This window comes from Pseudomonas fluorescens group sp. PF-69 (assembly GCF_054481235.1).
The window spans coordinates 2,889,276-2,916,264 of sequence record NZ_JBTMNC010000001.1 but is presented as its reverse complement, the minus strand read 5'-3'; the positions used below and the strand labels follow the sequence as shown (position 1 = coordinate 2,916,264).

Annotated in this window: 25 protein-coding genes and 1 pseudogene; 11 read left to right on the top strand and 15 right to left on the bottom strand. The window is 60.8% G+C overall.

Going from position 1 to position 26,989, the window contains the following annotated elements; translation table 11 throughout:
• The first annotated feature begins 4 nt into the window (after window positions 1-4).
• The 5 genes from ACX3YF_RS13505 (at window position 5) to ACX3YF_RS13485 (ending at window position 6,140) form a co-directional block, all read left to right on the top strand.
• On the top strand, window positions 5-1,771 hold the full coding sequence (locus ACX3YF_RS13505) for an ATP-binding protein (RefSeq protein WP_130204541.1): 1,767 nt from the start codon (window positions 5-7) through the stop codon (window positions 1,769-1,771).
• Window positions 1,765-3,099: a sigma-54-dependent transcriptional regulator gene (locus tag ACX3YF_RS13500; protein WP_103403940.1), complete on the top strand. Its 1,335-nt coding sequence runs from the start codon at window positions 1,765-1,767 to the stop codon at window positions 3,097-3,099. Before ACX3YF_RS13505 ends, ACX3YF_RS13500 begins: the two co-directional genes overlap by 7 nt.
• A gap of 312 nt (window positions 3,100-3,411) precedes the next feature.
• Entirely contained in the window at window positions 3,412-4,731 is a 1,320-nt protein-coding gene (locus ACX3YF_RS13495; RefSeq protein WP_047532584.1) for an MFS transporter, read from the top strand.
• A gap of 317 nt (window positions 4,732-5,048) precedes the next feature.
• Window positions 5,049-5,303, top strand: coding sequence for a hypothetical protein (locus tag ACX3YF_RS13490; protein ID WP_458973811.1), 255 nt, complete (start codon window positions 5,049-5,051; stop codon window positions 5,301-5,303).
• Window positions 5,304-5,510: 207 nt separating this feature from the next.
• Window positions 5,511-6,140 carry a flavin reductase family protein gene (locus ACX3YF_RS13485; protein ID WP_458973810.1) on the top strand — a complete coding sequence of 210 codons (630 nt, stop codon included), beginning with the start codon at window positions 5,511-5,513 and terminating at the stop codon, window positions 6,138-6,140.
• On the opposite strand, the gene ACX3YF_RS13480 is transcribed toward ACX3YF_RS13485, so the two are convergent.
• Together ACX3YF_RS13480 and ACX3YF_RS13475 are read right to left on the bottom strand one after the other, a co-directional pair.
• Complete coding sequence (locus tag ACX3YF_RS13480) at window positions 6,141-6,371, bottom strand: hypothetical protein (RefSeq protein ID WP_103403936.1); 231 nt, start codon at window positions 6,369-6,371, stop codon at window positions 6,141-6,143.
• A gap of 41 nt (window positions 6,372-6,412) precedes the next feature.
• Entirely contained in the window at window positions 6,413-6,766 is a 354-nt protein-coding gene (locus ACX3YF_RS13475; RefSeq protein ID WP_458973809.1) for an antibiotic biosynthesis monooxygenase family protein, read from the bottom strand.
• 336 nt (window positions 6,767-7,102) lie between these two features.
• Here ACX3YF_RS13475 and ACX3YF_RS13470 point away from each other — a divergent pair, with 336 nt between their 5' ends.
• The gene (locus ACX3YF_RS13470) at window positions 7,103-8,032 is read left to right on the top strand and encodes an AraC family transcriptional regulator (RefSeq protein WP_458973808.1); all 930 of its coding nucleotides are present in this window, start codon (window positions 7,103-7,105) and stop codon (window positions 8,030-8,032) included.
• Between the two features lie 131 nt (window positions 8,033-8,163).
• On the opposite strand, the gene ACX3YF_RS13465 is transcribed toward ACX3YF_RS13470, so the two are convergent.
• The 6 genes from ACX3YF_RS13465 to ACX3YF_RS13440 form a co-directional block, all read right to left on the bottom strand.
• Window positions 8,164-9,219: an ABC transporter ATP-binding protein gene (locus ACX3YF_RS13465; protein ID WP_130204531.1), complete on the bottom strand. Its 1,056-nt coding sequence runs from the start codon at window positions 9,217-9,219 to the stop codon at window positions 8,164-8,166.
• Window positions 9,220-9,232: 13 nt separating this feature from the next.
• Window positions 9,233-10,081 (bottom strand): ABC transporter permease, encoded by an 849-nt coding sequence (locus ACX3YF_RS13460; protein ID WP_103403934.1) that lies wholly within the window; start codon window positions 10,079-10,081, stop codon window positions 9,233-9,235.
• A complete protein-coding gene (locus ACX3YF_RS13455) occupies window positions 10,078-10,986 on the bottom strand; it encodes an ABC transporter permease (RefSeq protein ID WP_458973807.1) in 909 nt (302 codons plus the stop codon). The genes ACX3YF_RS13460 and ACX3YF_RS13455 overlap by 4 nt, the downstream gene beginning before the upstream one ends.
• A 179-nt stretch (window positions 10,987-11,165) precedes the next feature.
• Window positions 11,166-12,269 carry an ABC transporter substrate-binding protein gene (locus tag ACX3YF_RS13450; protein WP_130204525.1) on the bottom strand — a complete coding sequence of 368 codons (1,104 nt, stop codon included), beginning with the start codon at window positions 12,267-12,269 and terminating at the stop codon, window positions 11,166-11,168.
• A 296-nt stretch (window positions 12,270-12,565) separates the two neighbouring features.
• Entirely contained in the window at window positions 12,566-14,014 is a 1,449-nt protein-coding gene (locus ACX3YF_RS13445; RefSeq protein WP_130204631.1) for an aldehyde dehydrogenase family protein, read from the bottom strand.
• Between the two features lie 8 nt (window positions 14,015-14,022).
• Complete coding sequence (locus ACX3YF_RS13440; protein ID WP_458973806.1) at window positions 14,023-15,660, bottom strand: 5-guanidino-2-oxopentanoate decarboxylase; 1,638 nt, start codon at window positions 15,658-15,660, stop codon at window positions 14,023-14,025.
• Between the two features lie 159 nt (window positions 15,661-15,819).
• Between ACX3YF_RS13440 and ACX3YF_RS13435 the strand changes: the two genes are divergently transcribed.
• On the top strand, window positions 15,820-16,701 hold the full coding sequence (locus tag ACX3YF_RS13435; protein WP_047532602.1) for a LysR substrate-binding domain-containing protein: 882 nt from the start codon (window positions 15,820-15,822) through the stop codon (window positions 16,699-16,701).
• Window positions 16,702-16,768: 67 nt separating this feature from the next.
• Here the strand turns inward: ACX3YF_RS13435 and ACX3YF_RS13430 are convergent, their stop codons facing one another.
• Window positions 16,769-17,383: an NAD(P)-dependent oxidoreductase gene (locus ACX3YF_RS13430; RefSeq protein WP_458973805.1), complete on the bottom strand. Its 615-nt coding sequence runs from the start codon at window positions 17,381-17,383 to the stop codon at window positions 16,769-16,771.
• A 70-nt stretch (window positions 17,384-17,453) separates the two neighbouring features.
• Entirely contained in the window at window positions 17,454-18,338 is an 885-nt protein-coding gene (locus ACX3YF_RS13425) for an MBL fold metallo-hydrolase (protein ID WP_458944359.1), read from the bottom strand.
• Between the two features lie 142 nt (window positions 18,339-18,480).
• Between ACX3YF_RS13425 and ACX3YF_RS13420 the strand changes: the two genes are divergently transcribed.
• The gene (locus tag ACX3YF_RS13420) at window positions 18,481-19,386 is read left to right on the top strand and encodes a LysR family transcriptional regulator (protein ID WP_204149617.1); all 906 of its coding nucleotides are present in this window, start codon (window positions 18,481-18,483) and stop codon (window positions 19,384-19,386) included.
• Window positions 19,387-19,603: 217 nt separating this feature from the next.
• Window positions 19,604-19,780 (top strand): hypothetical protein, encoded by a 177-nt coding sequence (locus ACX3YF_RS13415; protein ID WP_162837843.1) that lies wholly within the window; start codon window positions 19,604-19,606, stop codon window positions 19,778-19,780.
• Between the two features lie 9 nt (window positions 19,781-19,789).
• On the opposite strand, the gene ACX3YF_RS13410 is transcribed toward ACX3YF_RS13415, so the two are convergent.
• Complete coding sequence (locus tag ACX3YF_RS13410; protein ID WP_130204515.1) at window positions 19,790-20,686, bottom strand: helix-turn-helix domain-containing protein; 897 nt, start codon at window positions 20,684-20,686, stop codon at window positions 19,790-19,792.
• A 159-nt stretch (window positions 20,687-20,845) separates the two neighbouring features.
• Between ACX3YF_RS13410 and ACX3YF_RS13405 the strand changes: the two are divergent.
• Together ACX3YF_RS13405 and ACX3YF_RS13400 are read left to right on the top strand one after the other, a co-directional pair.
• Window positions 20,846-21,210: pseudogene (locus ACX3YF_RS13405) on the top strand (FAD-dependent monooxygenase); the annotation flags it as partial.
• Between the two features lie 138 nt (window positions 21,211-21,348).
• On the top strand, window positions 21,349-22,866 hold the full coding sequence (locus tag ACX3YF_RS13400) for an MDR family MFS transporter (RefSeq protein ID WP_458973804.1): 1,518 nt from the start codon (window positions 21,349-21,351) through the stop codon (window positions 22,864-22,866).
• 148 nt (window positions 22,867-23,014) lie between these two features.
• Here ACX3YF_RS13400 and ACX3YF_RS13395 read toward each other — a convergent pair whose 3' ends face one another.
• From ACX3YF_RS13395 to ACX3YF_RS13380, 4 genes are all read right to left on the bottom strand, one after another.
• Window positions 23,015-23,863, bottom strand: coding sequence for a cache domain-containing protein (locus ACX3YF_RS13395; protein WP_458973803.1), 849 nt, complete (start codon window positions 23,861-23,863; stop codon window positions 23,015-23,017).
• A 134-nt stretch (window positions 23,864-23,997) separates the two neighbouring features.
• Entirely contained in the window at window positions 23,998-24,873 is an 876-nt protein-coding gene (locus tag ACX3YF_RS13390; RefSeq protein WP_103403923.1) for an ATPase, read from the bottom strand.
• 106 nt (window positions 24,874-24,979) lie between these two features.
• Window positions 24,980-25,972, bottom strand: coding sequence for an NAD-dependent epimerase/dehydratase family protein (locus ACX3YF_RS13385; protein WP_458973802.1), 993 nt, complete (start codon window positions 25,970-25,972; stop codon window positions 24,980-24,982).
• A 54-nt stretch (window positions 25,973-26,026) separates the two neighbouring features.
• A complete protein-coding gene (locus tag ACX3YF_RS13380; protein ID WP_130204505.1) occupies window positions 26,027-26,920 on the bottom strand; it encodes a LysR family transcriptional regulator ArgP in 894 nt (297 codons plus the stop codon).
• Window positions 26,921-26,989 lie beyond the last annotated feature (69 nt).

The following is a 26,989-nucleotide window of genomic DNA, read 5'->3' as shown; positions in this document are numbered from 1 at the left end:
TTTGATGCTGCCTACTTCCCGATCCCTGCGCCTGGCGCTCTATATCGTATTGATCATCGCCGGTGCCGCCATCGCCGCCACCCTGGCGATGCGTCACACCATGCGCCAGTCCATGGTCGAAGACGCCGCCCGGGCCAATCAGCAGTTGGCGCTGTACGCCACGTCACTGCATACCCTGATCGAACGTTACCGTGCCCTGCCCTCCGTGCTGGCGCTGGACCCGCAGTTACGCGAAGCACTCAATGGCCCGGTAAGCCCCGAGCAACAGGACGTGCTGAACCGCAAGCTGGAAAAAATCAACGGCGCCGCCGAGTCCTCGACCCTGGAATTGCTTGATCGCAACGGCCTGGCCGTGGCGGCGAGTAACTGGCGCCTGCCCAGCAGCTACGTCGGTCACAACTACGGCTTCCGTCCTTACTTCAGTCAGACGCGCACCCAGGGCACCGGGCGTTTTTACGCCGTGGGCGTGACCAGTGGGATACCGGGTTACTTCCTGTCCAGCGCCGTCACCGATGACGACGGGCAGTTTCTCGGGGCCATGGTGGTCAAACTGGAGTTTCCCGAGCTGGAACGCGAGTGGCGTCAGGGCAGCGACACGCTATTGGTCAGTGATGCGCGCGGGATCATTTTTATCGCCAACCAGCCGGGCTGGCGTTATCGCCAATTGAAGCCGTTGAACGACAGCGATCACGCCGAACTCAAGGCCACACGCCAGTACGACAAGCAGCCCCTGACACCGCTTGATTATCAATCGCTGCGCCGCTTCGACGAAAACAGCGAGCTGGCACGGGTCGATGGTCCGGACGGCAACGCAGATTACCTTTGGGAGTCCCTGCCGCTGACCGCCGAGGGCTGGACCCTGCATCTGCTGCGTCGCCCACAAGTGGCGTTCGAAGACAGTCGCAACGCCGCCCTCGCCGCTGCCGGCCTGTGGCTGACCCTGGTGTTTCTGCTGCTGTTCCTCAACCAGCGCTGGCGTCTGGCAAAAATGCGCCAGCGCAGCCGCGAAGAGCTTGAGCAACTGGTGGAAGAGCGTACCCGCGATCTGCGCACCGCCCAGGAAGGCCTGGTGCAATCGGCCAAACTCGCCGCCCTCGGGCAGATGTCCGCCGCCCTCGCCCACGAGATCAATCAGCCTTTGACTGCCCAGCGCATGCAACTTGCCACGCTGAGGTTGCTGCTCGACCACGGCCGCGTCGACGACGCCTACAAGGCGCTCAAACCCGTGGATGAAATGCTGACGCGCATGGCCGCCCTCACCGGCCACCTGAAAACCTTCGCCCGCAAAAGCCCTAGCGGCTTGCGCGAACGCCTGGATCTGGCCGCAGTGGTGGATCAGTCCCTGGAGCTGCTCGACACCCGATTGCGTGATGAACAGGTCAGCACCGTGCTGCACCTGACCCGCCCGGCCTGGGTGCGCGGCGATGCGATTCGCCTGGAACAGGTGCTGATCAACCTGCTGCGCAACGCACTGGACGCGATGCAGGATAAACCCTGCAAGCGCCTGGAAATCCGTCTCGAAGCCGATGAGCAATTGTGGCGCCTGAGCGTCATTGATAACGGTGGCGGCATTGCCGAAGAGAACCTGGCCAAAGTGTTCGACCCGTTCTTCACCACCAAACCGGTCGGCGATGGACTGGGCATCGGATTGGCGGTTTCCTTTGCAATCGCTCACGAATCGGGCGGACGCCTGACGGCCGGCAATCGCGACAACGGCGCAGTGTTCTCCCTTACCCTGCCCATCGACCTGGAGGCCCATGGCTCATGCTGAATTCCGTGATGGTGGTCGACGACGAAAGCAGCATCCGCAGCGCCGTCGAACAATGGCTGAGCCTGTCGGGTTTCGATGTGCAGTTGTTCAGCCGAGCGGACGAGTGCCTGGCGCAGTTGCCGAAACATTTTGCCGGGGTGATTCTCAGCGATGTGCGCATGCCCGGCATGAGCGGCCTGGAACTGCTGGCCGAAGTGCAGCAGCGTGATGCCGAGCTGCCGGTGATCCTGCTGACCGGTCACGGCGACGTGCCGATGGCAGTGGATGCGATGCGTGACGGCGCCTACGACTTTCTGGAAAAACCCTTCAGCCCCGAAGCCCTGCTCGGCAGCCTGCGCCGCGCGCTGGACAAGCGCCGGCTGGTACTGGAGAACCGTGCCCTGCATGAACAGGCGGACAACCGCGCCAAACTCGATGCCACGCTGCTGGGCGTGTCCCGTGGCTTGCAGACCTTGCGCCGTCAGGTGCTGGAGCTGGCTGCATTGCCGGTCAATGTGCTGATCCGTGGTGAAACCGGCAGCGGCAAGGAACTGGTTGCCCGCTGCCTGCACGACTTCGGCCCGCGGGCGGACAAACCTTTTGTGGCGTTGAACTGCGCAGCCATCCCCGAGCAACTGTTTGAAGCCGAGCTGTTCGGTCATGAGAGCGGTGCGTTTACCGGCGCCCAGGGCAAACGCATCGGCAAGCTCGAATACGCCGACGGCGGCACGCTGTTTCTCGACGAGATCGAAAGCATGCCCCTGGCACAGCAGGTGAAGCTGCTGCGCGTGTTGCAGGAACAGAAACTGGAACGCCTGGGTTCGAACCAGAGTATCCGCGTGGATCTGCGGATCATTGCCGCGACCAAGCCGGACCTGCTCGACGAAGCACGGGCCGGGCGTTTTCGCGAGGACCTGGCTTATCGTTTGAACGTCGCCGAGCTGCGTCTGCCGCCGTTGCGCGATCGCCGCGAAGACATTCCGTTGTTGTACGAATCGTTCGCCCGCCATGCCGCCGAACGCCTCGGGCGCACCTTCGCGCCGCTGAGCGGCCCGCAGTTGAGCCACCTGCTGAGCCACGACTGGCCAGGCAATGTGCGTGAACTGGCGAATGTCGCCGAACGTCAGGTGCTGGGGCTTGGCGAACCTGTTCCTGCTGGCATCGACCCTGGGCAGTCGCTGGCGGCCCAGCAGGAAGCCTTTGAGGCGCAGTGCTTGCGCGCGGCGCTGACCCGGCACAAGGGTGACGTCAAGGCCGTGCTTGAAGAACTGCAACTGCCACGCCGTACGTTCAACGAAAAGATGCAGCGCCATGGCTTGAGTCGAGAGATGTTCCTGCAAGAAAACTGATTCTCCAGCGCCTTTAATGGCCTCTTCGCGGGCAAGCCCGCTCCCCACAGGAGGCCGATACGGTAGGCAAAACTCGCGATCAGCTCGGTCATTGTGGGAGCGGGCTTGCCCGCGAAGGGGCTGGTCCAGGCAACATCCCCCCATGAGCAACTTTTCGCTCACACCCAACTTTTAATGAGCGGATTTCCGCTCACAAGATCGCTCCAACCCCTCTAAATCGGCCCTCTCCACCTTGGCACACCTCCTGCTATAGCCCCCGCAGGCTGCGTTAACGCGCGCTCCACAAACAATAATTAGACGAAGGATCCTTCAATGGATAACTCCAATACCCTGCCCCGTGGGTCGGCTGCCGTGCCGACAAGAGAACGCACCACCTCCAGCCGTATCAAGTCGATCTTCAGCGGCTCGGTCGGCAACATGGTCGAGTGGTATGACTGGTACGTCTACGCCGCTTTCTCCCTGTACTTTGCCAAGACCTTTTTCCCGAAAGGCGACACCACTGCACAACTGCTGAACACCGCCGCAATCTTCGCCGTGGGCTTCCTGATGCGTCCGATCGGTGGCTGGCTGATGGGCCTGTATGCCGACAAGGTCGGGCGCAAAAAGGCCCTGATGGCCTCGGTGTACCTGATGTGCTTCGGCTCGCTGCTGATCGCCCTGAGCCCGGGCTATGAAATCATTGGCATCGGCGCGCCGATCCTGCTGGTGTTCGCCCGCTTGCTACAGGGCCTGTCGGTCGGTGGCGAGTACGGCACCTCGGCCACTTACCTGAGTGAGATGGCGACCAAGGAACGCCGCGGTTTCTACTCCAGCTTCCAGTACGTAACCCTGATCTCCGGCCAGCTCATCGCGTTGGCCGTGTTGATCGTATTGCAACAATTGCTGACCACCGAGGAGCTGTACGCCTGGGGCTGGCGCATTCCGTTCGCCATCGGCGCACTCTGCGCCATTGTCGCGCTGTACCTGCGTCGCGGCATGGAAGAAACCGAATCGTTCACCAAGAAGGAAAAGGCCAAGGAAAGCGCGATGCGCACCTTGCTGCGTCATCCAAAGGAACTGATGACAGTGGTCGGCCTGACCATGGGTGGCACCCTGGCGTTCTACACCTACACCACGTACATGCAGAAATACCTGGTGAACACCGTCGGCATGAGCATTTCCGACTCCACCACCATTTCCGCTGCGACGCTGTTCCTGTTCATGTGCCTGCAACCGATCATCGGCGGCCTGTCGGATAAAATCGGTCGTCGGCCGATCCTGATCGCCTTCGGCATCCTGGGCACCCTGTTCACCGTGCCGATCCTCACCACCCTGCACACCATTCAGACCTGGTGGGGCGCGTTCTTCCTGATCATGGCGGCACTGATCATTGTCAGCGGCTACACCTCGATCAACGCGGTAGTCAAAGCCGAACTGTTCCCGACCGAAATCCGCGCCCTGGGTGTTGGCCTGCCCTACGCGCTGACCGTGTCGATCTTCGGTGGCACCGCCGAATACATCGCGTTGTGGTTCAAGAGCATCGGCATGGAAACCGGTTACTACTGGTACGTCACTGCCTGTATTGCCGTATCGCTGCTGGTGTACATCACCATGAAAGACACCCGCAAACATTCGCGGATCGTCACGGACTAAGTCCAGCCGCGTCACGATCAAAAGGGGCAGACCGTCATGGGTCTGCCCCTTTTTTTGTTTGGCATGGCATGAAAAAACCTTCACGGCCGCGAGAGCCGGATTAATCACGAGTTAATGCTCAACCACCACCCTGAACCTGCCTGATCGATTAACTGCGATGCGCTCACTCAAACCTTGAAAGCGAAAACATCTGCGGGCCTTAACATCTATTTAATCGATTGTTTTTAGCATTTATTTGCGCTTTTTAATCAGTTTAATTGGCGTAGCATGAGACCCATGCCCAAGACACAACCGCCAACGAATCTGGAGAAATGAAGATGAAAACCAAACTGTTCCTCGCCCTGGCCCTCACCGTACTGACCGCCAACACCTTCGCCGCCGACGGCTTTGACCGTACCGGCTCCGCCGTTGCAGCAGACGGCTATGACCGCACTGGCTCGGCCACGGTCGCCGCTGATGGCTACGACCGCACTGGCTCGGCCACGGTCGCCGCTGATGGCTACGACCGCACCGGTTCTGCCACCGTCGCCGAAGATGGCTACGACCGCACTGGCGGCGCTTCCATCAGCTGATCCGCAATCGCGGCACCACAGCCCGGCTTCGGCCGGGCTTAGTCCTTTATGGAGAACACTAAAAACGACAACCGCAAAAAACCTGTGGGAGCGAGCAAGCTCGCTCCCACAGGGTCCCCATAGAAGACCCCAACTCTTGCGATTGACTGGAAATTAGTCATCGTCGCCAGCAATATGACCCTCTCTCGAAAAGCTCAGGTCTGCCCCATGCCCGACGATATCCACTATTACGAACCCGCCAAGGGCCACCGCCTGCCCCATGATCCGTTCAACGCAATCGTCGGGCCGCGCCCTATTGGCTGGATTTCTTCCCAGGATGCCAATGGCCACTTGAATCTGGCGCCTTACAGCTTCTTCACCGCGTTCAACTACATTCCGCCGATCATTGGTTTTTCCAGCATCGGACGTAAAGACAGCCTGAACAACATCGAGCAAACCGGCGAATTCGCCTGGAACCTGGCGACCCGGCCATTGGCCGAACAGATGAACCAGAGCTGCGCCATGGTTGGCCCAGAGGTGAACGAATTCGAGCTGTCCGGGCTGACTACCGTTGCCTCGAAAGTCATTTCAGTGCCACGGGTGGCCGAAAGCCCGGTGTCCTTCGAGTGCAAGGTCACGCAGATCATTCAGTTGCAGCGGGCGGACGGAAATGTGGTGCCGAGCTGGCTGATTCTGGGCGAAGTGGTCGCCGTGCATATCGCCAGGAAACTGTTGAAGGACGGTGTATACGACACCGCCGCAGCAGAGCCGATTCTGCGCGGCGGCGGACCGGCGGACTACTTCCAGTTGGGGCCTGAGGCGTTGTTCAAGATGTATCGCCCCGGGGCGGTCAGGTAGTTACCAGATCAGGGCGCCGTCTTCGCTGACACCCTTGAGGTGGGTCAACTGCAGAGCGGCCGCTTCGTCCGCTTCTTTGGCGGTCTTGAACGTCTGCTCTTCCAGCAGTTTATTGAAGCGAGGCGCCCCCGAGCCACCGATGGCTTTGGTGGCGATTGCGGCGTAATACCCGCCTTCACGGGGAACGACCGCCGATACGGCTTCGAAGGTTTCAAAGGCTTTGCGTGCCATGTCGCGCATCCTGACTGGTTGAGAATGCTGCCATTAAACCCTCAACCAGCCAGTTTGTGTACCGCAGCCCCGGACTGGCGGAGGGCCTGCGCCGCCGACACATCCCTGAAGGTGTGAAAATCCAGGCTATTGACCACCAGTTCCTGCACCAGCTCGGTGAAGATCTCCATGGCCGGGGTGCTGAAGTACGCGGTCATGGCCTGCTGGTTAGTCCAGAAACCGCAGACCAGCCACAACTCGGGGTCGCATTGCGAATGCTGCAAGGCAAAGCTCAGGCAGCCTGGCGCGGCGCGAGACGGCTCGATCAATGCGCTCAAGCGCACACCCAGCTCCTGCGAACGTCCGGCGCGCGCTCGAACAAAGGCCATATGACTGACGGGGATCTGCTTAGACATGTTCAACCCTCCCAGGGAGTCGTGTGGCAGCCGGGGGACGGGCTGCGACAGGATCAAAGGTTAAGGGTTGGCGTGCGTGGCTCGTTAGTCGATTTCTGCCGGGACGTTGCACAATCCTGCGAGAGTGTGTGGACTGATTGTAACAATGCGCAAAACACTGTCACGCTTCTGCCCTGCGAGTTTCAAGCAAGTTTTGCCGCCTCTGACCGGTCTTGTCGGGGTAAAAGGCAACGCCCATGCAGAATCAGGCAAGCATCCGGCAGGATGTGTCTACCGCCGTGACTTGCACAAACTTATGCTCTGCCCGTCAACCCAACCTTGCCGAGGATGCCTCCCATGTCGTCGCTCGATCACTTTCAAGCCCCGCTGGACGCCGACATGGAGAAACAGCGCGCGGAACTGGCGCCGATCATTCGTCGCAACACCGCCGAAGATGGCAGTTATGCCACCGCTGTCGATTCGCTGCTCATGTCGCGCCACAGCCAAAACCACGACTTCGCCCCGGTGCTGGCGCAACCGGCACTGTGCATCATGGCCCAGGGGCGCAAGGAAGTTCGGCTCGCCGATGAGTTCTTCAATTACGACCCGCTCAATTACCTGGTGGTCTCCGTCTCGATGCCACTTAGCGGCCGGGTTGTGAATGTCTCGGCCGAAGAACCGATCCTGGCCGTGCGGCTGGACATCGACCCCGCAGAAATCACCGCCTTGATCGCCGACGCGGGTCCGCTTGGCGTGCCCACCCGGCCGACCGGGCGCGGGCTCTATGTCGAGCGGCTCGACAGCGCGATGCTCGATGCAGTGCTGCGACTGGCACGGTTGCTCGACACGCCGAAAGACATCGCCATGCTCGCGCCACTGATTCGACGGGAAATTCTCTATCGGCTGCTACGCAGCAAACAGGGCCACCGGTTGTACGAAATCGCCATCGCCAACAGCCAGAGCCATCGCATCAGCCAGGCGATCAAATGGCTCAACAGCAACTATGAACAGCCGCTGCGCATCGATGATCTGGCGAAGGAAGTGAACCTGAGCGTGTCGACGCTGCATCATCGTTTCAAGGCGATGACGGCGATGAGCCCGTTGCAGTACCAGAAACAACTGCGATTGCAGGAAGCGCGACGCTTGATGCTGGCCGAAGGACTGGAAGCTTCAGCGGCGGGATATCGGGTCGGGTATGAAAGCCCTTCGCAGTTCAGCCGCGAGTACAGCCGTTTGTTCGGCGCGCCGCCGTTGCGGGATCTGGCGCGGTTGCGGTTGAGCGTTTAGCCGGGATTTGTTCAGTCAGTACCGGCCCCATCGCGAGCAGGCTCGCTCCCACGGGTTTTGTGATCGCCCAATAACCCTGTGGGAGCGAGCTTGCTCGCGATAGGGCCAGTACAAACAACATCTAGTCCGGATCAGGCGCCGAGTACCCGGCAAGCCTCCGCCGGCAAGGTCACCGACACCGGATGCCCAACGCTCAAGCCAAAGCCCTGGCACGGCGTGCTCAGCGCCGTGAACGTCACCCCGGAACACTCGACCGTGGTTTCGATGGTCGCGCCGATATCCCGCACGAACGTCACCTTGCCCAACAACCGATTGCCCGCCGTCGCCTGCGGCGCCGACAGTTGCAGGTCTTCCGGGCGAATCAGCATCTTCACTTTCTCACCGACCACAATGCTGCTGCAGATCGGCACTTGCAGCGCATCGCCGCCCGGCAGGCTGATCTTGCCATTGCCCAGCGCCGTGGCCGGGAAGATGTTGCCCGAACCGATAAAGTCGGCGACGAATTCGTTGGCCGGGTGCCGGTAGATTTCGATCGGCGTACCGACCTGCTGCACCCGATGCTCACCCAGCACGACGACAATATCAGCCATGGTCATGGCCTCACGCTGGTCGTGAGTCACCATGATGGTGGTGATGTTCAGCCGTTGTTGCAGTTGACGGATTTCCACCTGCATCGACTCGCGCAGCTTGGCATCGAGTGCCGACAGCGGTTCGTCGAGCAAAAGGATTTTCGGGTGACTGGCAATCGCCCGGGCAATCGCCACGCGCTGCCGCTGCCCGCCGGAAAGTTTGGCCACCGGGCGATCAATCATCTGTTGCAGCTGGATCAACTCCAGCAACTCCACCACTCGCGCCTGCTGGTCAGCCTTGCTGACCCCGCGCAGTTTCAGCGGGTAAGCAATGTTCTCCCCCACCGTCATGTGCGGGAACAGGGCCAGGGACTGGAACACCATGCCGAAATTGCGCAAGTGCGCCGGGGTTTGGCCGATGTCTTCGCCGTCCAGGCGAATCTCACCGCCAGTCAGGGTTTCAAGACCGGCAATCATCCGCAGCAACGTGGTTTTGCCGCAACCCGACGGGCCGAGGAAACACACCAGCTTGCCCTCGGGCAAATGCAGATTGACGTCCTGTACCGCGCAAGCCGAGCCATAGAATTTCTCGACGTTTTCCAGAATCAGACCAGTCATGTTGCACCTCAAATCAAAAGGAAACGCCGCCCTCGCCCACCAGCTTCTCCAGCGCCCAGATAAGGACGAAGTCGATCAGCACGATCAGCACGGCAAACGAAAATACGGTTGGGTCGAGCGAAGACACGGTGCGGCTGTACATCCAGATCGGCACGGTCATGACGTCGATGGTGTAGAGGAAATAGGTCACGGTGAATTCGTTGAACGAGACGATGAACGCCAGCAGCATGCCCGCCAGAATCCCCGACTTCATCAATGGCACCACCACATCGACGATCGCCCGCAGCGGTGAAGCGCCAAGCATTTGCGCGGCCTCTTCGACTTCACTGCCGATGGAGAGCATGGCGGCGGTGCAGTTCTTCACCACGAACGGCAACGCCAGGATCACGTGGGCAATCACCAGGCGCGAGGTGGTCATCTGGAACGGCAGGCTGTCGAACACCAGCAGCAACGCCAGGCCCAACACCACCATCGGGAATACCAGCGGCAGCGACATCAGTTGCAGCGCCACGGCTTTGCCGCGGAATTCGCAACGGGTCAGTGCGTACGCCGCCGGCACCGCGATCAGCGTCGCGAAGACCATGGTCAGACACGACACCATCAGGCTGGTGGTCATGGCTTTGCCCAGGCTCAGCACGTCGCTGGCGTCCGGCGAAACGAAGGTGTGCCAGGCGGCCTTGTACCATTGCAGGCTGTAGCTGCTCGGCGGGAAGTCGAGGTTCGACGCGCCACTGAAGGACATGACGATCATGGTCAGGATCGGCAACACCGCCAGCAACAGAATGAAGCCGGACAGTATGCCTGCGAACTTGCCGGTCTCTCCCGGCAACAGCGACTGGCGCTTTTTGATCAGGGTACTCATTGCGAAGCCTCCAGTCTGCGCCGACGACGGCCAGTGATGTATTCGGACAACGTCATGATGGCGAGCGTGGTGACGATCAGCACCACACCGGCAGCGGACGCGGCGGGCCAGTTCATCAGCGGCGCGATCTGGTCATGCACCATCACCGCCAGCATCGGCACGCGACGGCCACCGAGCAGCAGCGGCACCACGAAGCTGCTGGCGTTATAGGCGAACACCAGGGTCGCACCGGTGATGATCCCCGGCAGGCTCATCGGCAACACCACCTGGCGGAACACCTGGAAACGACTGGCGCCAAGGGTGGCGGCGGCCTCTTCGTAACTGCGGGCAACGCCGCGCATGGCGCTGGCGATCGGCAACACGGCCAGCGGGAAGGCAGTTTGCACCAGGCCCATCAACACGCCGTTCTGGTTGTAGAGCAGCATGATCGGACGCTTGATCAGGCCCAGGCCCATCAACGTCTGGTTGAGCATCCCGCCCGGGCCGAGAATCACCAGCCAGCCGTAGCTTTGCAGCAGCAGGTTGACCAGCAAGGGCAGCAGCACCGCCGCGAGGAAAATCCGGCGCACGAACGGCGAGCTCAGGCGCGACATGGTGTAAGCCACCGGGATCGCCAGCACGACCGCGATCACCGCGCTGATCAGCGCCAGGCGCAGGGTCAGCAGCAGGGATTTGAGGTAGTAGGGTTCCAGCAATTGCGCGTAGCTGGCCAGGCTGAACCCGCTCCATTCCGCGCCCTTGGTGCCCACGCTCATGCGCAGGACCAACAGGCTGGCGGCAATCAGCACGCCCAGAAACAGCATCGACGGCGATAGAAACAGCCAGGCGCGCGTCGTCGGCGAAACACCCCGATCATTGCGCGCGGGAGCAGCACTCACCGGATGGGTCAGAGGTTGGTGTTCCATAGCAAAGGTCTCGTCAATGGAGGATCAAATGGCACACGGACATGGGGCATCAACCCGATCCCTTGTAGGAGCGAGCCTGCTCGCGATGGACGTTAACGATAACGCGGGGCATCAGACAGCCCGTGTCGTCCATGCGCCCATCGTCGGAACGCCGCCCGGAGCAAGCTCGCTCCTACAGATCAGGAAGAAAAGATTTCCGTGTAACGACGAATCCATTGGTCATGCACGGTGGCCAGGAAGGCGTTGTCGTGCATGATCGCCTTCTCGGCAATCTGCTCCGGCGTAAGGATGTACGGGCTCTTGCGCGCTTCGGCGGAAATGATCGCCTTGGCGTTGACCGGGCCGTTGTAGATGTCTTCGGCCATCTTGCCCTGTACCAGCGGGTCCAGAGAATGGTTGATGAAGGCGTAGGCCAGGTCGGTGTCGCCGGGGCGATTCTTTGGCATCACCGAGAGCATCAGGTCGGTGTAGAAACCTTCCTTCATGCCGAAGGTGGCGCCCAGGCCGTAGTTGCTGTCGCGGATCTGTTTCGGGAAAAACGCAGGCGCGTACAGCCCCCCCATGTCCAGCGAACCGGTGCGGAACAGTTCGGCGATCTGGTTCGGGTTTTCACCCAGGGTCACCACACGGTCCTTGAGCTCGGCGAGTTTCTTGAAGCCCGGCTCGATGTTGTGTTCGTCACCACCGGCCAGTTTGGCGGCGATGATGATCAGGTCCATGGCCTCGGTCCAGTTCGGCGGCGGCAGGAAGATGTTCGGTGCCAGCTCGGCATCCCACAGGGCGGCGTAGCTGTCCGGAGCTTCCTTCTGCGTGCGAGTGCTGTAGACCAGGCTATTGCACCAGAGCAGGTAACCGATACCGTGGCCATTGGCGCCGGTGCGATACTTTTCCGGTACATCAACAATGTTGGGAATGCGGTTGAGGTCGGGTTTTTCCAGCAGGTTGGCGGCGGCCAGACCTTCGGCGCCGACGCCTGCCAGGGTGATGATGTCGTATTGCGGACGATCACCGCCGGCCTTGAGTTTGGCGACCATTTCCGAGGTACTGCCGGTGCGGTCAGCGATGACCTTGACGCCGTATTTGTCCTCGAACGTCGCGGCGATGTTGCGCAGTGCGGCCAGGCCTGTGTCGTCGGACCAGGTCAACAGACGCAGGGTCTTGCCCTGGAAACGGGTATCACTGGCATTGGCCTTGACGAACGGCAGGCTCATGGCCGCCGCAGCAACCGAGGCTACGCCCACGGTCTTGATGAATTGACGTCTGTTCAGATCATGCTCGCCCATTACGGACTCCCTTTGTTTTTTTAGGTATAAGGCAGGTCGAAGCTATTGCATCCGCGCGACTGGATCAGCGTTTTCCCCTCTATTTTCGGGGGGGTTGGTTGAACCAGTGAGTTCATCCTGAGGTTGTGTAAAACCGCTGACTATCGATAAAAACTCATTGAAGCCATGACGCCAGCACATGCCTCAAGTAGGAGCGAGCTTGCTCGCGATAGGTGCACGGGCGGCGCGTAAACTCAGGCGCTCCGCGTCATCCTTGACGTCCATCGCGAGCAGGCTCGCTCCCACAATAATCGTCGTCAGACGGCTCGAATCACGTGCTTGATTTCCTGGAAAGCCTGCAAGCCCCACGGGCCCAATTCGCGACCGATGCTGCTCTGTTTGTAGCCACCCCAGGCGGTCTGCGGGAAGATCACCTGGGGTGCGTTGATCCACACAAGCCCCGCTTGCAAAGCGTTGGCGACGCGATCCGCCGTCTCGGCATTGCGCGTCACCACGCTGGCGACCAGACCGAACTGACTGTCATTGGCCAGGGCAATCGCTTCGGCTTCGCTGGCAAAGCTGCGCACGCCAATCACCGGGCCGAATATCTCTTCACACCACAGCGCACTGTCGAGGGGCACTTCGGTGAAGATTGTCGGCTGCAAAAAATATCCGCGCGGCAGATCCGCCGGGCGATTGCCGCCGCAAATCAGCTTGGCACCGGTACTCAAACCGCGGTCGATGTGGCTTAGCACGCGCTGGTATTGCGCTTGATTGACCAGCGCGCCCATTTCCACGTTCGGGTCGAACGGGTCTGCCACGCGAATCGCTTCGGCACGGGCTTTCAATCGAGTCAGGAATTCATCGGCCAGTTCGTCGGCGACCAGCACGCGGCTGGTGGCCGAACACATTTGCCCGGCGTTGAAGAAACCGCCGCCACAGGCGACTTCCACGGCCAGGTCGATATCGGCATCGGCCAGCACCAGCAACGAGGATTTGCCGCCCAGTTCCAGGCTCACGCCTTTGACGGTTTCTGCCGCGCGCTGCATGACCTGTACGCCTACCGCGTTACTGCCGGTGAACGACACCTTGGCGATGCGCGGGTCCGCCGACAGCGGCGCGCCAACCGCCAGCCCCGTGCCGCACACCAGGTTGAACACACCGGCGGGCAAGCCAGCTTCGGCAATGATTGCCGCCAGTTCCAGCTCCGGCAGCGGCGTCACTTCCGAAGGCTTGAGCACCACGCAGCAACCGGCAGCCAGGGCCGGCGCCAGTTTCCAGGCCGTGGTGACCATCGGGAAATTCCACGGCACGATCAGGCCGACCACGCCGCAAGGTTCGCGGCGCAGACGAGCGCGGAAATCTTCGCTCGGCAGTTCAACGGCGCTGTCCTGTTTTGCGTCGAGGCCTTCGGCCAGATCGGCGTAATACTCGAACGTGGCGATCACGTCATCGACGTCGATGGCCGCTTCGAACTGTGGCTTGCCGTTGTTGAGGGATTGCAAACGCATCAAGTGCTCACGACCGGCCTGCACGCCGGCGGCGATTTTGCGCAGGATCGCGCCGCGCTCGGCACCGGTGGTTTTCGACCAATCGGCGAAAGCCCTGGTCGCGGCGCTGACGGCTTGCTCGACAGCGCGCTCGTCACCGCCCTTCACCGTGGTCAACAGGGCTTCGGTTGCCGGGTTGATCACCCGCAGGTGTTCGCTGCTGGCGGACCATTGGCCGTCGATGAACAGGCCATCCAACGTGGTGGGTAAGGTCAAGGCAACGCTCATTTCGACACCGCCTTGGTCCAGGCAGCCTGATCGATTTCGATCAGGGTCGGGCCTTGACGATCCGAGGCCAGGCGCAAGGCGCCACGCAGTTGCTCGACGCCGCTGACTGCTTCGGCGGCACAGCCCAGGGCCTTGGCCACAGCGATGAAGTCCGGGGTGTAGATGTCCACGCCGACCGGCTCGATGGCGCGGTTGACCATGTATTTCTTGATCTCTTCGTAGCCCTGGTTGTTCCACAGCAGCACGATCACCGGGGTGCGCGCTTCAACGGCGCTGGCCAGTTCCGGCAGGGTGAATTGCAGGCCACCGTCGCCGATCAGGCACACCACCGGCGGACGTGCGCCACCTTCAATACTGCCGCCCAACCAGGCGCCAATCGCCGCCGGCAAGGCGTAACCGAGGGTGCCGTAGCCGGTGGACGAGTTGAACCAGCGACGCGGGCGCTGCGGGTTGAACGTCAGGTTGCCGGTGTACACCGGTTGGGTCGAATCGCCAACGAACACCGCATTCGGCAATTCGTGCAAAACGGTTTCGAGGAAACGGGTCTGGACCAGGGTCGGCGCATCCCAGGAGGCCGCCAGTTCTTCGCGCAGGCGGGCGGCACGCACCTGGCCCCAATCGTTGCGGCGCTCGGCCAGGGACTTGTGCGACAGCGCGCTCAACAGAGCTTGCGCGGCGTTGCGCGAGTCGGACACAAGGGCCATGTGCGGCGGGTAGTTGCGCACGGTCTGGTCCGGGTCGATGTCGACACGCAGCAGCTTGCCGGGAATTTCGAAGCCACCGGCGAAGGTAACGTCGTAGTCGGTCTCGGCCAGTTCAGTTCCGATGGCCAGCACCACGTCGGCCTCGGCGACCAGCGCGCGAGTGGCGACCAGGCTTTGGGTAGAACCGATCAGCAGCGGGTGACCGGATTCCAGCATGCCCTTGGCATTAATGGTCAGGGCGACGGGCGCGTCCAGCAGCTCAGCCAGTTCAGTCAGCTCGGCGGCGGCGTCGATGGCGCCGCCACCGGCGAGAATCAGCGGACGCTTGGCGCCCGCCAGCAGGTCGGTCATGCGCGACACCGCAGTCGGCGAGGCCCCGGCGCGGTCGATGTTCACCGGGACGCTGGCCAGCAGGTCGTCGGCTTCTTCCACCAGAACATCCAGCGGAATTTCAATGTGCACCGGGCGCGGACGACCGGCCTGGAACAGCGCAAACGCCCGGGCCAGAACACCTGGCAATTCCGAGGCCGACATCAGGGTATGGGAGAACGCCGCGACACCGGCGCACAAGGCGCTCTGGTTCGGCAGCTCATGCAGCTTGCCGCGACCGCCGCCCAACTGGTTGCGCGATTGCACGCTGGAGATCACCAGCATCGGGATCGAGTCGGCATAGGCCTGGCCCATCGCAGTGGTGATGTTGGTCATGCCAGGGCCGGTGATGATGAAGCACACGCCCGGTTTGCCGCGGGTGCGGGCATAGCCGTCGGCCATGAAACCGGCGCCCTGTTCGTGACGCGGCGTGACGTGGTTGATGCTCGAACGGGCCAGCCCGCGATACAGCTCCACGGTATGAACCCCGGGGATGCCGAACACCTGCTCCACCCCGTAACCTTCGAGTAACTTGACCAGTACTTCGCCACACGTCGCCATGTCATTGCCCTTTTTATTCGTTTGAGACGCCGGGCCTGCGCAGTGTTTATGATGGATTCGCAGGTCCAGGGATGGCCTCATTGGAACGGGCGACACATAGCCGCAACAATGGATAAAAAATCATACTAGCCATGTCCTCACGTCATACCTTGGATCCGAATGAAACGACTGCCTCCCCTGCCGGCGCTGTACACATTTTTGATTACCGCGCAGTGCTGCAACTTCACCCGGGCCGCCGAGCAACTGCACATCACTCAGGGCGCAGTGAGCCGGCAGATTGCCGGGCTGGAGGATCACCTGGGTTATGAACTGTTCATCCGCCAGGCCCGCGGCCTCGACCTCACCGCCGAAGGACGGGAATGGCTGCCACGTGTCCGGCAGATTTTCGGCCTGATCGACGAAGCGGTGGAGCAGATCGGCGAGAAGCGCGAAACCCTGCGACTCAAGGCCCCGACGTGCGTCATGCGCTGGCTGTTGCCACGGCTGTTGCAGTGGCAGAAAGAACGCCCGGACGTGCCGGTCGAACTGACCACCACGGTCAAGCACGGCGTGGATTTTCATCGCGAGCAATTCGACGCAGCCGTGATGTATGGCGCGCCGCCGGAGGCTTCGCTGGTGTCGCAACGCCTGTTCGAAGAACGACTGACACCGGTGTGCTCCAAGCCATTGCTCGAAGGCCCGGTGCCGTTGCACACGCCGAAGGATCTGGAACAGCACATGCTGCTGCACCCGACCCGGGATGAACGGGACTGGAAGGCCTGGCTGGCCTCGGCGGATGTTCGCTTGAGCAATGTGAGCAAGGGCCAGCATTTCGAAACGCTGGACCTGGCGATGTCGATGGCGTCACAGGGAACCGGTGTGGCGATCGGCGACTGGTCGCTGATTGGCGATGACCTGAGCGCCGGGCGGCTGGTCATGCCTTTCGATCTGATCGTAAAGACAGGCTTGGCGTATTACCTGGTCTCCCCCGAAAAACCCGGACCTTCGGCGAAATTACGCGAGCTGACGGGGTGGTTGGTGGAGCAGGCGCAGAGTCGCTGAAAGCCAGGAGTCGTAGCGTGATACCTCTGTGGGAGCGAGCAAGCTCGCTCCCACAGAGACAGTCAGTTCAATACCCGACGGTAAACCGCTGGCGAATGTGTTTCGGCGCGTCCACTTCATCCAGCATTGCGATGGCAAAGTCAGCGAACGTGATCCAGCTGCGCCCTTCGCTGCTCACCAGCAAATCATCCTTGCCGATCCGGAATTTTCCCGTGCGCTGACCTTCGACAAACTCTGCCGACGGCGACAAAAAGGTCCAGTCCAGATCCTGTTCCTGACGCAGGCTCTCCAGAAACTCGGCACCCGCCCCGGCTTCTGCCTTGTACTCGGCCGGGAAGCCCTGGCTATCGATCACCCGGGTGCCATCCGGCAACAACAAAGACCCGGCACCGCCCACCACCAACAGGCGATTGACCCCGGCCTTTTTCACCGGCCCGATGACGGCACTGGCAGGCAGCGTGGCGAAATGCGCGGCGCTGATCACCAGGTCATGACCCGCCACTGCGGCTTGCAACGCAGCACTGTCGAGGGCATCGACATTCTGGCTGACCACGCCGGCACGCTGGCCGATCTTCGAGGTATCGCGGGCGATGGCGGTGACACTGTGACCACGGCGCAGGGCTTCTTCCAATAGCTGGCTACCGGCACGACCGGTGGCACCGATGATTGCGATTTTGCTCATGACGTTCTCCAGTTGGCTTGAGGTGTATCTGTAGCGACAAAAATGTTTATGTGGCGGTCATCACAAAATCTCATTCACCCCACTTCATCTCGCCCTTGGCGACCTTGGCGCTCAACGCCAGGGAGCTTTCGTCACCCAGTGTCGGGAAGCGTTTTTTCATCGCGGCAATCAGTGCGGCCGCATCCTTGGCCCTGGCGGTTTCTTCGTCGAAGGCCTTGATGTAATCGGCAGTGAATTGCACCGCCGCCAGGGAGCGGGCGCTGTCACCGAGGTAATGACCCGGGATGACGGTTTTCGGTTTCAGGGTTTCGATCGAGTGCAGCGTAGTCAACCAATCGGCATGGGACTGCGGGGTTTGGGTGTCAGCCATCCACAGGTGAATGTTTTCTGCCACGACCACGCCACCGACCACGGCCTTGATCGATGGAATCCACACGAAGCTGCGATCCGGTTGCTTGCCCTCAAGACCGACCACCTGCAGTTTCTGCCCTTCGAGCATCAGGCTGTCGCCCTTCAGCACATCCGGCACGATGGTTTTAGCCGGTACGTCGGCACCCATTTTCGGGCCCCAGAAGGCCAGCTTGCCGTCGACGGTGTGCTTGATGTGATCAACGGTCGGCCGGGAAGCGAGCACCTTGGCTTTGGGGAAGGCAGCGGTCAGGGTGTCGAGGCCGAAGTAATAGTCCGGGTCGCCGTGACTGATGTAGATGGTGGTCAGTTGCTTGCCGCTGGCGCGGATTTTTTCCACCACCTGTTCGGCCTGGGACTTGCCGAATTGGGCGTCCACCAGAATGGCCTCTTTCTCACCGCTGACCAGTACCGATGTCACCGGAAAAATGGCCTTTTCGCCGGGGTTGTAGACATCCAGGGTCAATGTCGACGCAGCGGCGTGAGCGGCGAAACCGAGAGCGGTGGTCGCCAGCAAAACGCGTTTGAGCGTGGTGAAACCGATCATCTGTTGCTCCGTATCCAATGGCTGTAGTGGTCCCCTGCAGGAGCGAGCAAGCTCGCTCCTGCAGGGAACAGAGCTTAGTTGCCTGGTTCAGTACAAAAAATGCGATGCTGGAACATAGTTTGTTTCTGAAATCGGGCAAATCATGGATCGTCTACAAGCAATGCGGGTGTTCGTTACGGTGGTCGACCTCGGTAGCCAGTCGGCCGCCGCCGATCATCTGGAGCTATCCCGGCCGGTGGTGTCCCGGTATCTGGCCGAGCTGGAAGACTGGGTCGGCGCGCGCTTGATGCACCGCACCACACGCAAGTTGAGCCTGACGGCGGCCGGTAGCGAAATCCTGCCCCGCTGCCGGCAAATGCTCGACTTGTCCAGCGACATGCAAGCCGCCGTCAGCGAACCGGACGAAGCACCGCGCGGCCTGCTGCGGGTCAGCGTCAGTACTTCATTCGGTCAGGCGCAACTGGCCGATGCCATGGCGGCGTACGTCAAGCGCTACCCCGGCGTGAGCATCGACATGCAGATGCTTGATCGCACCGTGAACCTGGTCGATGAGCGCATCGATCTGGCGATTCGCACCAGCAATGATCTGGACCCCAATTTGATCGCCCGCCGACTGACCGTCTGCCGCTCGGTGATCTGCGCCTCTCCTGCTTACCTGCGCGAGCACCCGGCGCCGCAATGGGTCGAGGACTTGAGCCAGCACAATTGCCTGACCCATTCCTACTTCGGCAAAAGCCTGTGGCATTTCGAGCAGGACGGCGAAGAGGTCTCGGTACCCGTGCAGGGCAACATCAGCGCCAACGAAGCCAGCACACTCATGCGCGCGGCGATGGCCGGTGCCGGAGTGGCGATGCTGCCGACTTATCAGGCTGGCGTGCACATTCACAGCGGCGAGCTGGTCCGCCTGTTGCCAAGGGCCGAACCGCGACAGATGAACGTGTACGCGGTGTACGCCTCGCGCAAGCACATGCCGGCGGCATTGCGCAGCCTGCTGGATTTTCTGGTGGTGAGGTTCCCTGAAGAACCGGTGTGGGATATCGGCCTGTAACTGCAACCCTGTGGGAGCGAGCTTGCTTGCGATAGCGGTGGATCAATCGACATCATCGTTGAACGTTCAGCCGCCATCGCGAGCAAGCTCGCTCCCACCAGGGCAAATCAGCGCTCTGAATATCGGGTTACAAGCGAACATGGCATCACTGGCAACTCAGTGGCACTGACCTATGCTCAAAGTAATACCGGAAGGTATTCGTTCAGAGGTCAACGCCATGAACATCAAAACAAGAAGATACCTCGCCATTTTCATCACCTGCGCGGTCACGCTCGGGCTCTATGGCGCTGCGGCCTGGCGGGTCGAGCAGTTACGCAACCTGCCCCGTGAATACGCCAGTTGCAACTTCGAGCGGTGCATTCCACACAACGCGACCCTCAATGCCCTCCGCTGACAAAGGGGATCAGGCCTCGTTGCCCTGATCGGCCTTCAAGCGGTCGCGGAAGGCCTTGGGCGAGATCCCCACCCTGCGTCGGAACAGGCGTGTGAAGTTGGTCGGATCCGAGAACCCCAACACGTCGGACATTTCGTAAATGGTCATGCTGGTGTAGGTCAGCAAGCGCTTGGCCTCCAGCAATTGGCGTTCGTGCATGATCTGCAACGCCGGCTGACCGGCCAGCTCCCGACAGGTGCCATTGAGGTGGGACACGGAAATCCCCAGCCGATGGGCCAGATCCTCGACTTTGACATGCTGGCGATAAGTCTCTTCCACCAGTTGGATGAACCCGTTGAGGTACTCCCGCGCACGTTGCGGCCGCTGCGAGGCTGAACGACGCTGAATCACCTGACGGCTGACCCATACCATGATCACGCTGACCAGCGAATGCATCAGCATTTCCCGCGCCGGTTGGTGCCCTGTGTATTCGGCTTGCAAGGCCGAAAACAAGCTGTTGAGGTACTCGCTGTTTTCACCCGCCGGGTAGCTCTCGGCCTGGGCCAGCGCATTCCCCGAATGCCCCAGTTGCGCCTGCAGGTGGGCGATCAACGGCGCGGCCAGGGTCACGACGAACCCTTCGATATCTTCGGAAAAACGATAGCCATGCACGGATAACGGTGGCAGGACCAGGATCGCCGGCTCGCTCAGTTGCGTACGTTTGCCTTCGATTTCAAGCTCTGCCTGACCTTTGAACACGAAGAGCAACTGGCATAGATCCGGGTGGCGATGGGGTTTGATTTCCCATTGATGTTCGCGACTGCGTTTGGAAATGGTTTCACAGTGCAGCAAGTCCGGGGTCGGCCAATTCAGGCTTTCACCGTAGAGCTTGAACACCGGAATCGAAGGCAGGTCAGGCTTGTTCATCACTTCAATCCAGGCCTCGAAATAGATGACGGACGATAATCGCACCGATTGGCAGAATGCACAGGTATCGGCTCAGTTTTCACCCTCAATTGACAGACCCGCAAGTGAAAAATGCAAGCACTCGATCCATAAAACTCGCTCAGTGACGTTGGCCGTGTGTTGCTTGGGAGTCATGAAAACAATGAAAACCCTGAAACCCAAGTTGCCATCATTGGCGCCGGTCCTTCCGGTCTGCTGCTCGGTCAATTGCTGCACAACGCCGGCATCGACACCCTCGTTCTCGAACGTCAGAGCCCGGACTATATGCTCGGGCGAATCCGCGCCGGGTCCTTGAACAAGGCAGCTTAGAGCTGTTGCGCCAGGACGGCGGAGTCCGCGCATGGGCACTGAGGAATTGATCCACGGTGGCTTCGAACAGGCCCTCGACGGACGCCAGGTGCATATCGATCTGCACGCCCTGACTGGCGGAAAAACTGATGATCCAAGGCCAGACCGAGGTCATCCGCGACCTGATGGCCGCTCGTCAGGTCGCCGGGTGCGATGGCTTCCGTGACGTGGCGCGGCAGTCGAGGGCTATCGAATAGCCTGCTATCGATTTAAACTGGCGAGCACCCCCGCTCGCCTTGCCACTGGCGGGTTATCACTGCCCGCAGGTTTTCTTCGTGACCAATCTCAAACAGCCTGAAACGCCCAAGCCGGCTATCCGCAGCGTATTGATCGCCCTGATGCTGGCGATTTTCCTCGGCGCCCTGGACCAAACCATCGTCGCCGTGTCGATGCCGGCCATTTCCGCGCAATTCAAGGACGTCAGTCTGCTGGCCTGGGTGATTTCCGGGTACATGGTGGCGATGACGGTTGCGGTGCCGATCTACGGCAAACTCGGCGACTTGTACGGGCGTCGCAAGTTGATGCTCTTCGGCATGGGCCTGTTCACCCTGGCGTCGTTGTTCTGCGGCATCGCCCAGAGCATGGAACAACTGGTGCTGGCGCGGATTTTTCAAGGCGTCGGCGCCGGCGGCATGATCTCGGTCAGCCAGGCGATCATCGGCGACATCGTGCCGCCACGGGAACGCGGTCGTTATCAGGGTTATTTCAGCAGCATGTACGCCGTGGCCAGCGTGGCCGGTCCGGTGCTGGGCGGCTACATGACTGAATACCTGTCCTGGCGCTGGGTGTTCCTGATCAACTTGCCGCTGGGCCTGGGTGCCTGGCTGGTGGCCAATCGCACCCTGGTGGGCTTGCCGATACCGCAACGCAAACCGGTCATCGATTACCTCGGCACCCTGCTGATGATCATCGGGCTGACGGCGTTGCTGCTGGGCATTACCCTGGTTGGCCAGGGTCATTCATGGCGCAGCGTCGAAGTGCTGGCCCTGCTCGGTTGCGCGGTGTTCGTGCTGGGCTTGTTCGTGGCCTGTGAACGACGGGCACAGGAACCGTTGCTGCCCATGCATCTGTTCGCCAATCGCAATGCGGTTCTGTGCTGGTGCACGATTTTCTTCACCAGTTTCCAGGCGATCTCGTTGATCGTGCTGATGCCGCTGCGCTTTCAGAGCGTGACCGGGGCCGGGGCCGACAGCGCGGCCCTGCACCTGCTGCCGCTGGCCATGGGTATGCCGATCGGTGCCTATTTCGCCGGGCGCCGTACGTCTGTGACCGGACGCTACAAACCGATGATCCTGACTGGCGCCGTGCTGATGCCGATCTCGATTCTCGGCATGGCATTCAGCCCGCCCCAGGCGTTTTTGCTCAGCAGCCTGTTCATGTTACTCAGTGGCATCGCCGGGGGGATGCAGTTCCCGACGTCACTGGTGGGCACACAGAACTCAGTGGAACAACGCGACATAGGCGTCGCCACCAGCACCACCAACCTGTTCCGGTCGCTGGGCGGCGCGGTGGGCGTTTCTGTGATGTCGGCGCTGCTGCTGGCGTTGCTGCAGGATTCGAGTTTCGCGCACCTGGCCGGCTCATCGCTGATTGCCGAAGGGCATTCGGGGAATGTGCTGCTGGACGGTTTGAACGCTGCAGCGGGGGATACACAAAACGCTCTGCGTGCCGAACTGCTGCTGACGTTTCGGCATTTATTGATGGTCAGCGCTGCAGTGTCGTTGCTGGGGCTGGCGGCGGCGATTGTCATGCCGAACATGTTGTTGCGCGGGCGGGAAGACAAGGTTCGGTAGATGGACCGAGTCGCCTGTTATCGCGAGCAAGCTCGCTCTCACAATGCTTTCTGGTGTACACAAATGTGTGTTCACCGGGATTCAGTGTGGGAGCGAGCTTGCTCCGGGCGGCGTTCCGGCGATGGCGTCATGACAGACACAACATATCTCAAGGGCTGTAATACCCCACAGCCACCAGAAAATGCCCGACCTTCTTCAGGTAGGCATGCTTGTCCTCGACCTTGCCGGTGACCGGGTTTTTCCAACGATAGTCGTATTCGCCGTAATCCTGCCCGGCCATGAGCGCCAGCATTGGCTCGCCCACCGGCTTGCCTTCAGGGTCGCTGATCTTGCTGAAATCGGTGTTGATCAAGCGCAGGTTGGTGCCGTGGGCGATGTAACGCCGGGTATTCAGGTCGACGACAAACACATACAGGTCATCCTGCAAATAACCGCCCTTGAGGGAGTTGATGGCGCTCAGGGTGCCCTTCTCGTCCTTGGCCAGATCGGCCGCGGCTTTGTTCAGCAGTGCCATGGCCTGTTCCGCTGACGCCCGTGGCAGGTAATACCCGACCGCCAGAATCCGCTGGCCGACACGCTGGTAGTAGACGTGCTTGCGCTCGATCTTGCCGTCGGCCCAGTTCTGCCAGCGGTATTCCGCCTGCTGGATGCCATTGCCCTCAGGCACTTTCAGGGCGTCCTTGAAGGTTTTCTGCAAATCCGGTCCGAGGCTTTCCGATACGTCCCGGCCGATCAGCGCCGAAGATGGCCCGCCGCTGGCGAGCATCACGCCCTTGGTATCCAGTACAAAGACATATCGGTCCTTATCGACAAACTCGCCCTGACGGCTGAACGCCGCGAAGGCCTTGTCGCCATTCTCGTGGTAATAGGCCAGGGCTTTTTCCAGTAAGGCGATGGCGGCCTGACTGTCAGATTTTTCGGTGTTGGCGGCTTGAACCTGGCCCAGGCACAGCAAAAGCATGCTGCCCAGCAAGGCCAATTTGTGCAGAAACCCCATTGCGCATCCCTCGTTCTTGATCGTGTTTCAAGAGCGTAGACGGGTTGGGGCCATGCACGAATATTCAGGATCCGCAGTGAACGGATTGGGGCGGGAGCAAGCTCCCTCGCCACAAGTGTTCATGTGCAGGTCTATTACTGGCGGGCGCGCAGTTGCTGCTGCAAGTTCTGGATCTGCGCCTGAAGGGTATTGATATTGCGAGTGACCTGGCTGCGGAAAGCATCGAATTCGGCAGTGTTGGTCGAGCCTTGGACAGGCGTCGGGCGATTGTCCTGTTCGCTTTTGAGCACCACGATCTCCTGCTCCAATCGCTCGATGGCGGCGCTCGGATTGCCTTGTTTCTTCAGTGCGGTGATGTCGGCGCCGAGGCTTTTCAGCTGTGCATCGAATTTTTCCGTGTCTGCCGGAGCACTCTTCAACGCGGCCACGTCGCTGATCAAGACTTTGACCTGAGCCTGCAATTGCGTATTGGCGGTTTGGTGCTCAGTGCTCTGCGCGCTGATTTGCGCCAGGCGCTTATCCAGATCGGTGGTTTGTGCCGTCATCTGCGCCAGGCGCTTGTCCAGATCCGAGGTCTGGCCCGCGACGCCTTGTTGTTGCTGACTCTGATCCTGCAGCTTGCTTTCCAGCTGTTTGATTTGCAGCTTCAGGGCTTCGCTGTCGCTGGTGACGTTGGTCTGACTGGCCACCACCTTGCCGGAAATATCCTGCAGGCGCCCCGCCGCTTCCTCACTGATGCGGGCGAAGCTTTCCTGGGTGGCCACCAATTGCTGCTCCATCAGCGAAATCTGCTGAAAGCTCCACCAGGCCAAGCCCGCGAACGCAAAGAACAAAGCCCCAACCAATGCCCACAACGGCCCGGTGCTCGGGCCTTTGGCCTGCACTACCGGCACGGGCCGTGAGTGCACGGAAGTGCGCGTGGTGACCGGAAAATCATCGTCGTCGAGGCTGTCGGCGCGCAGGCTCGGTACATCGTCGAAGTCATCGTTGGCATCGTTACGCATGGACATTGAGTCAACCTTTGTGAAACGCGGTGATAGCTGGATGCGGCGAGTATAACCTTCACTGCCGCACCGATTGACCTTCACCCCTCGGCTCGGTTCAGTGCCGCGCTGCTCAGCGAATATCCTGGGCCTTCCACCAGCCGCAGAACTCATCCAGCGCGGCCCACAGACTGACCTTGGGGTCGTAGTCCAGATAATGCCGGGCGCGGCTGATGTCCAGGGTGAAATTTTTGTTCATGACCTGCATGCCCAACCGCGACAGGGTCGGTTCTGGACGCCCCGGCCACAACTTGCACACAGCCTCATTGAGCGCGGCGACGGTGTAGGCCAGGCCGTAGGAACGGTAGCGCGTTACTTGTGGGACTTCCATTTTACGCATGACGTAATTAACCACGTCCCACAATGGAATCGGCGTCCCGTTGCTGATGTTGTAGGCCTTGCCCAGGGCGGACCCGCTGGCCATCAAACTGCTGAGCAAGGCTTCGTTGAGGTTCTGCATGCTGGTGAAATCGACCTTGTTCAGGCCGTTGCCGACAATTGCCAGGCGCCCCTTGCGCTGCATGTTCAGCAGGCGCGGGAAAATGCTCATGTCACCGGCACCGGTGACGAAACGCGGACGCAGGGCCAGGGTCTCGAGACCGAATTCCTGGGCACCGAAGACTTTTTGCTCGGCCAGGTATTTAGTCGCGGCGTATGGATGCTTGAAGCGTTTGGGCACCTGTTCTTCGGTCAACCCCAGGTGATCGCGGCCATCGAAATAAATCGACGGCGACGACAAATGCACCAGCCGCCGGACCCGCTGCTTCAGGCAGGCTTCGACGACGTTTTCGGTGACCTGGACGTTACCTTGGTGAAAGTCCTGATAACGTCCCCATAAGCCGACGGCGCCGGCGCAATGCACCACGGCCTCGACGTCGGAACACAGGTCGCGCGTCAGTTCAGGATCACTCAAATCGCCCTGGATGAACTCGGCGCCGCGCCGCACCAGATGCTCCACACCTTCGGCCCGGCGACCGTTGACCCGCACATCCAGGCCCTGCTCCAGGGCAAAACGCGCAAAGCGTCCGCCGATGAAACCGCTTGCGCCGGTGACCAGAATCTTCATGTATTGCTCCGAATATTTCGTTTTGCGTATTGCGAGAGGTCTTGACGCTGCCCGTCAGTCCAACGGCACCAGCCATTGTTTCGACGCGCGCACCAATTGATCGGTAAGAAGCCCCAGCAATTGACCGCCATTGCGCCAATGATGCCAGTACAGCGGCACGTCGATCGGTTTATCTGGCAAAAGCTCCAGCAACGCACCGCGCTCCAGCTGTTCGCGAACCTGCAATTCGGGCACCAGTCCCCAGCCGAGGCCTGCTTCGGTGAGGCGGATAAACCCTTCAGAGGACGGGCATAAATGGTGTTCGAATCCACCATCGACGCCGAGAGACGCCAGGTATCGATGCTGCAGGAAATCATCCGGGCCAAACACCAGCGCCGGCGTCCGGGCCAACTGATCGGCGCGCACACCCTGGGGAAAATGCCGGGCAATGAAGGCCGGACTGGCCAACGCGCGGTAGCGCATCGCCCCCAGCAACACGCTGCGGGCGCCCGCCACCGGCCGCTCGCTGGCACAGAGGCATGCGGCCACTTCGCCTGCGCGCATGCGCTTTAGACCTACGGTCTGGTCTTCAACCACCAGATCCATCAATAGATGTTGTTCCGCACAAAAATCCCCGACGGCTTGCGCCCACCAAGTGGCCAGGCTGTCGGCATTCAAGGCGATACGCAGGCGCTCCGGCAGGCCTTCTTCGTCCAGCGCCGGCACCAGCGTCTGCAAATCACGCTCAAGCAAACGCACCTGCTGCACATGGTTGAGCAAACGCCGGCCAATTTCCGTGGGAGTGGGCGGTGTGCCCCGGACCAACACCGGTTGGCCGACCCGCGCCTCGAGCAATTTGATGCGTTGGGAGATCGCCGACTGCGACAAACCCAAGACCTGGGCGGCACGCTCGAACCCGGCTTGCTCGACCACAGCGGCGAGGGCAGAAAGCAATTTATAGTCGAACATCAGTTTTCCTAATGAGCGATCAGCAAGATTGGTTTTTCTTATACAGCCTGGCACGGGAGAATGGCCAGC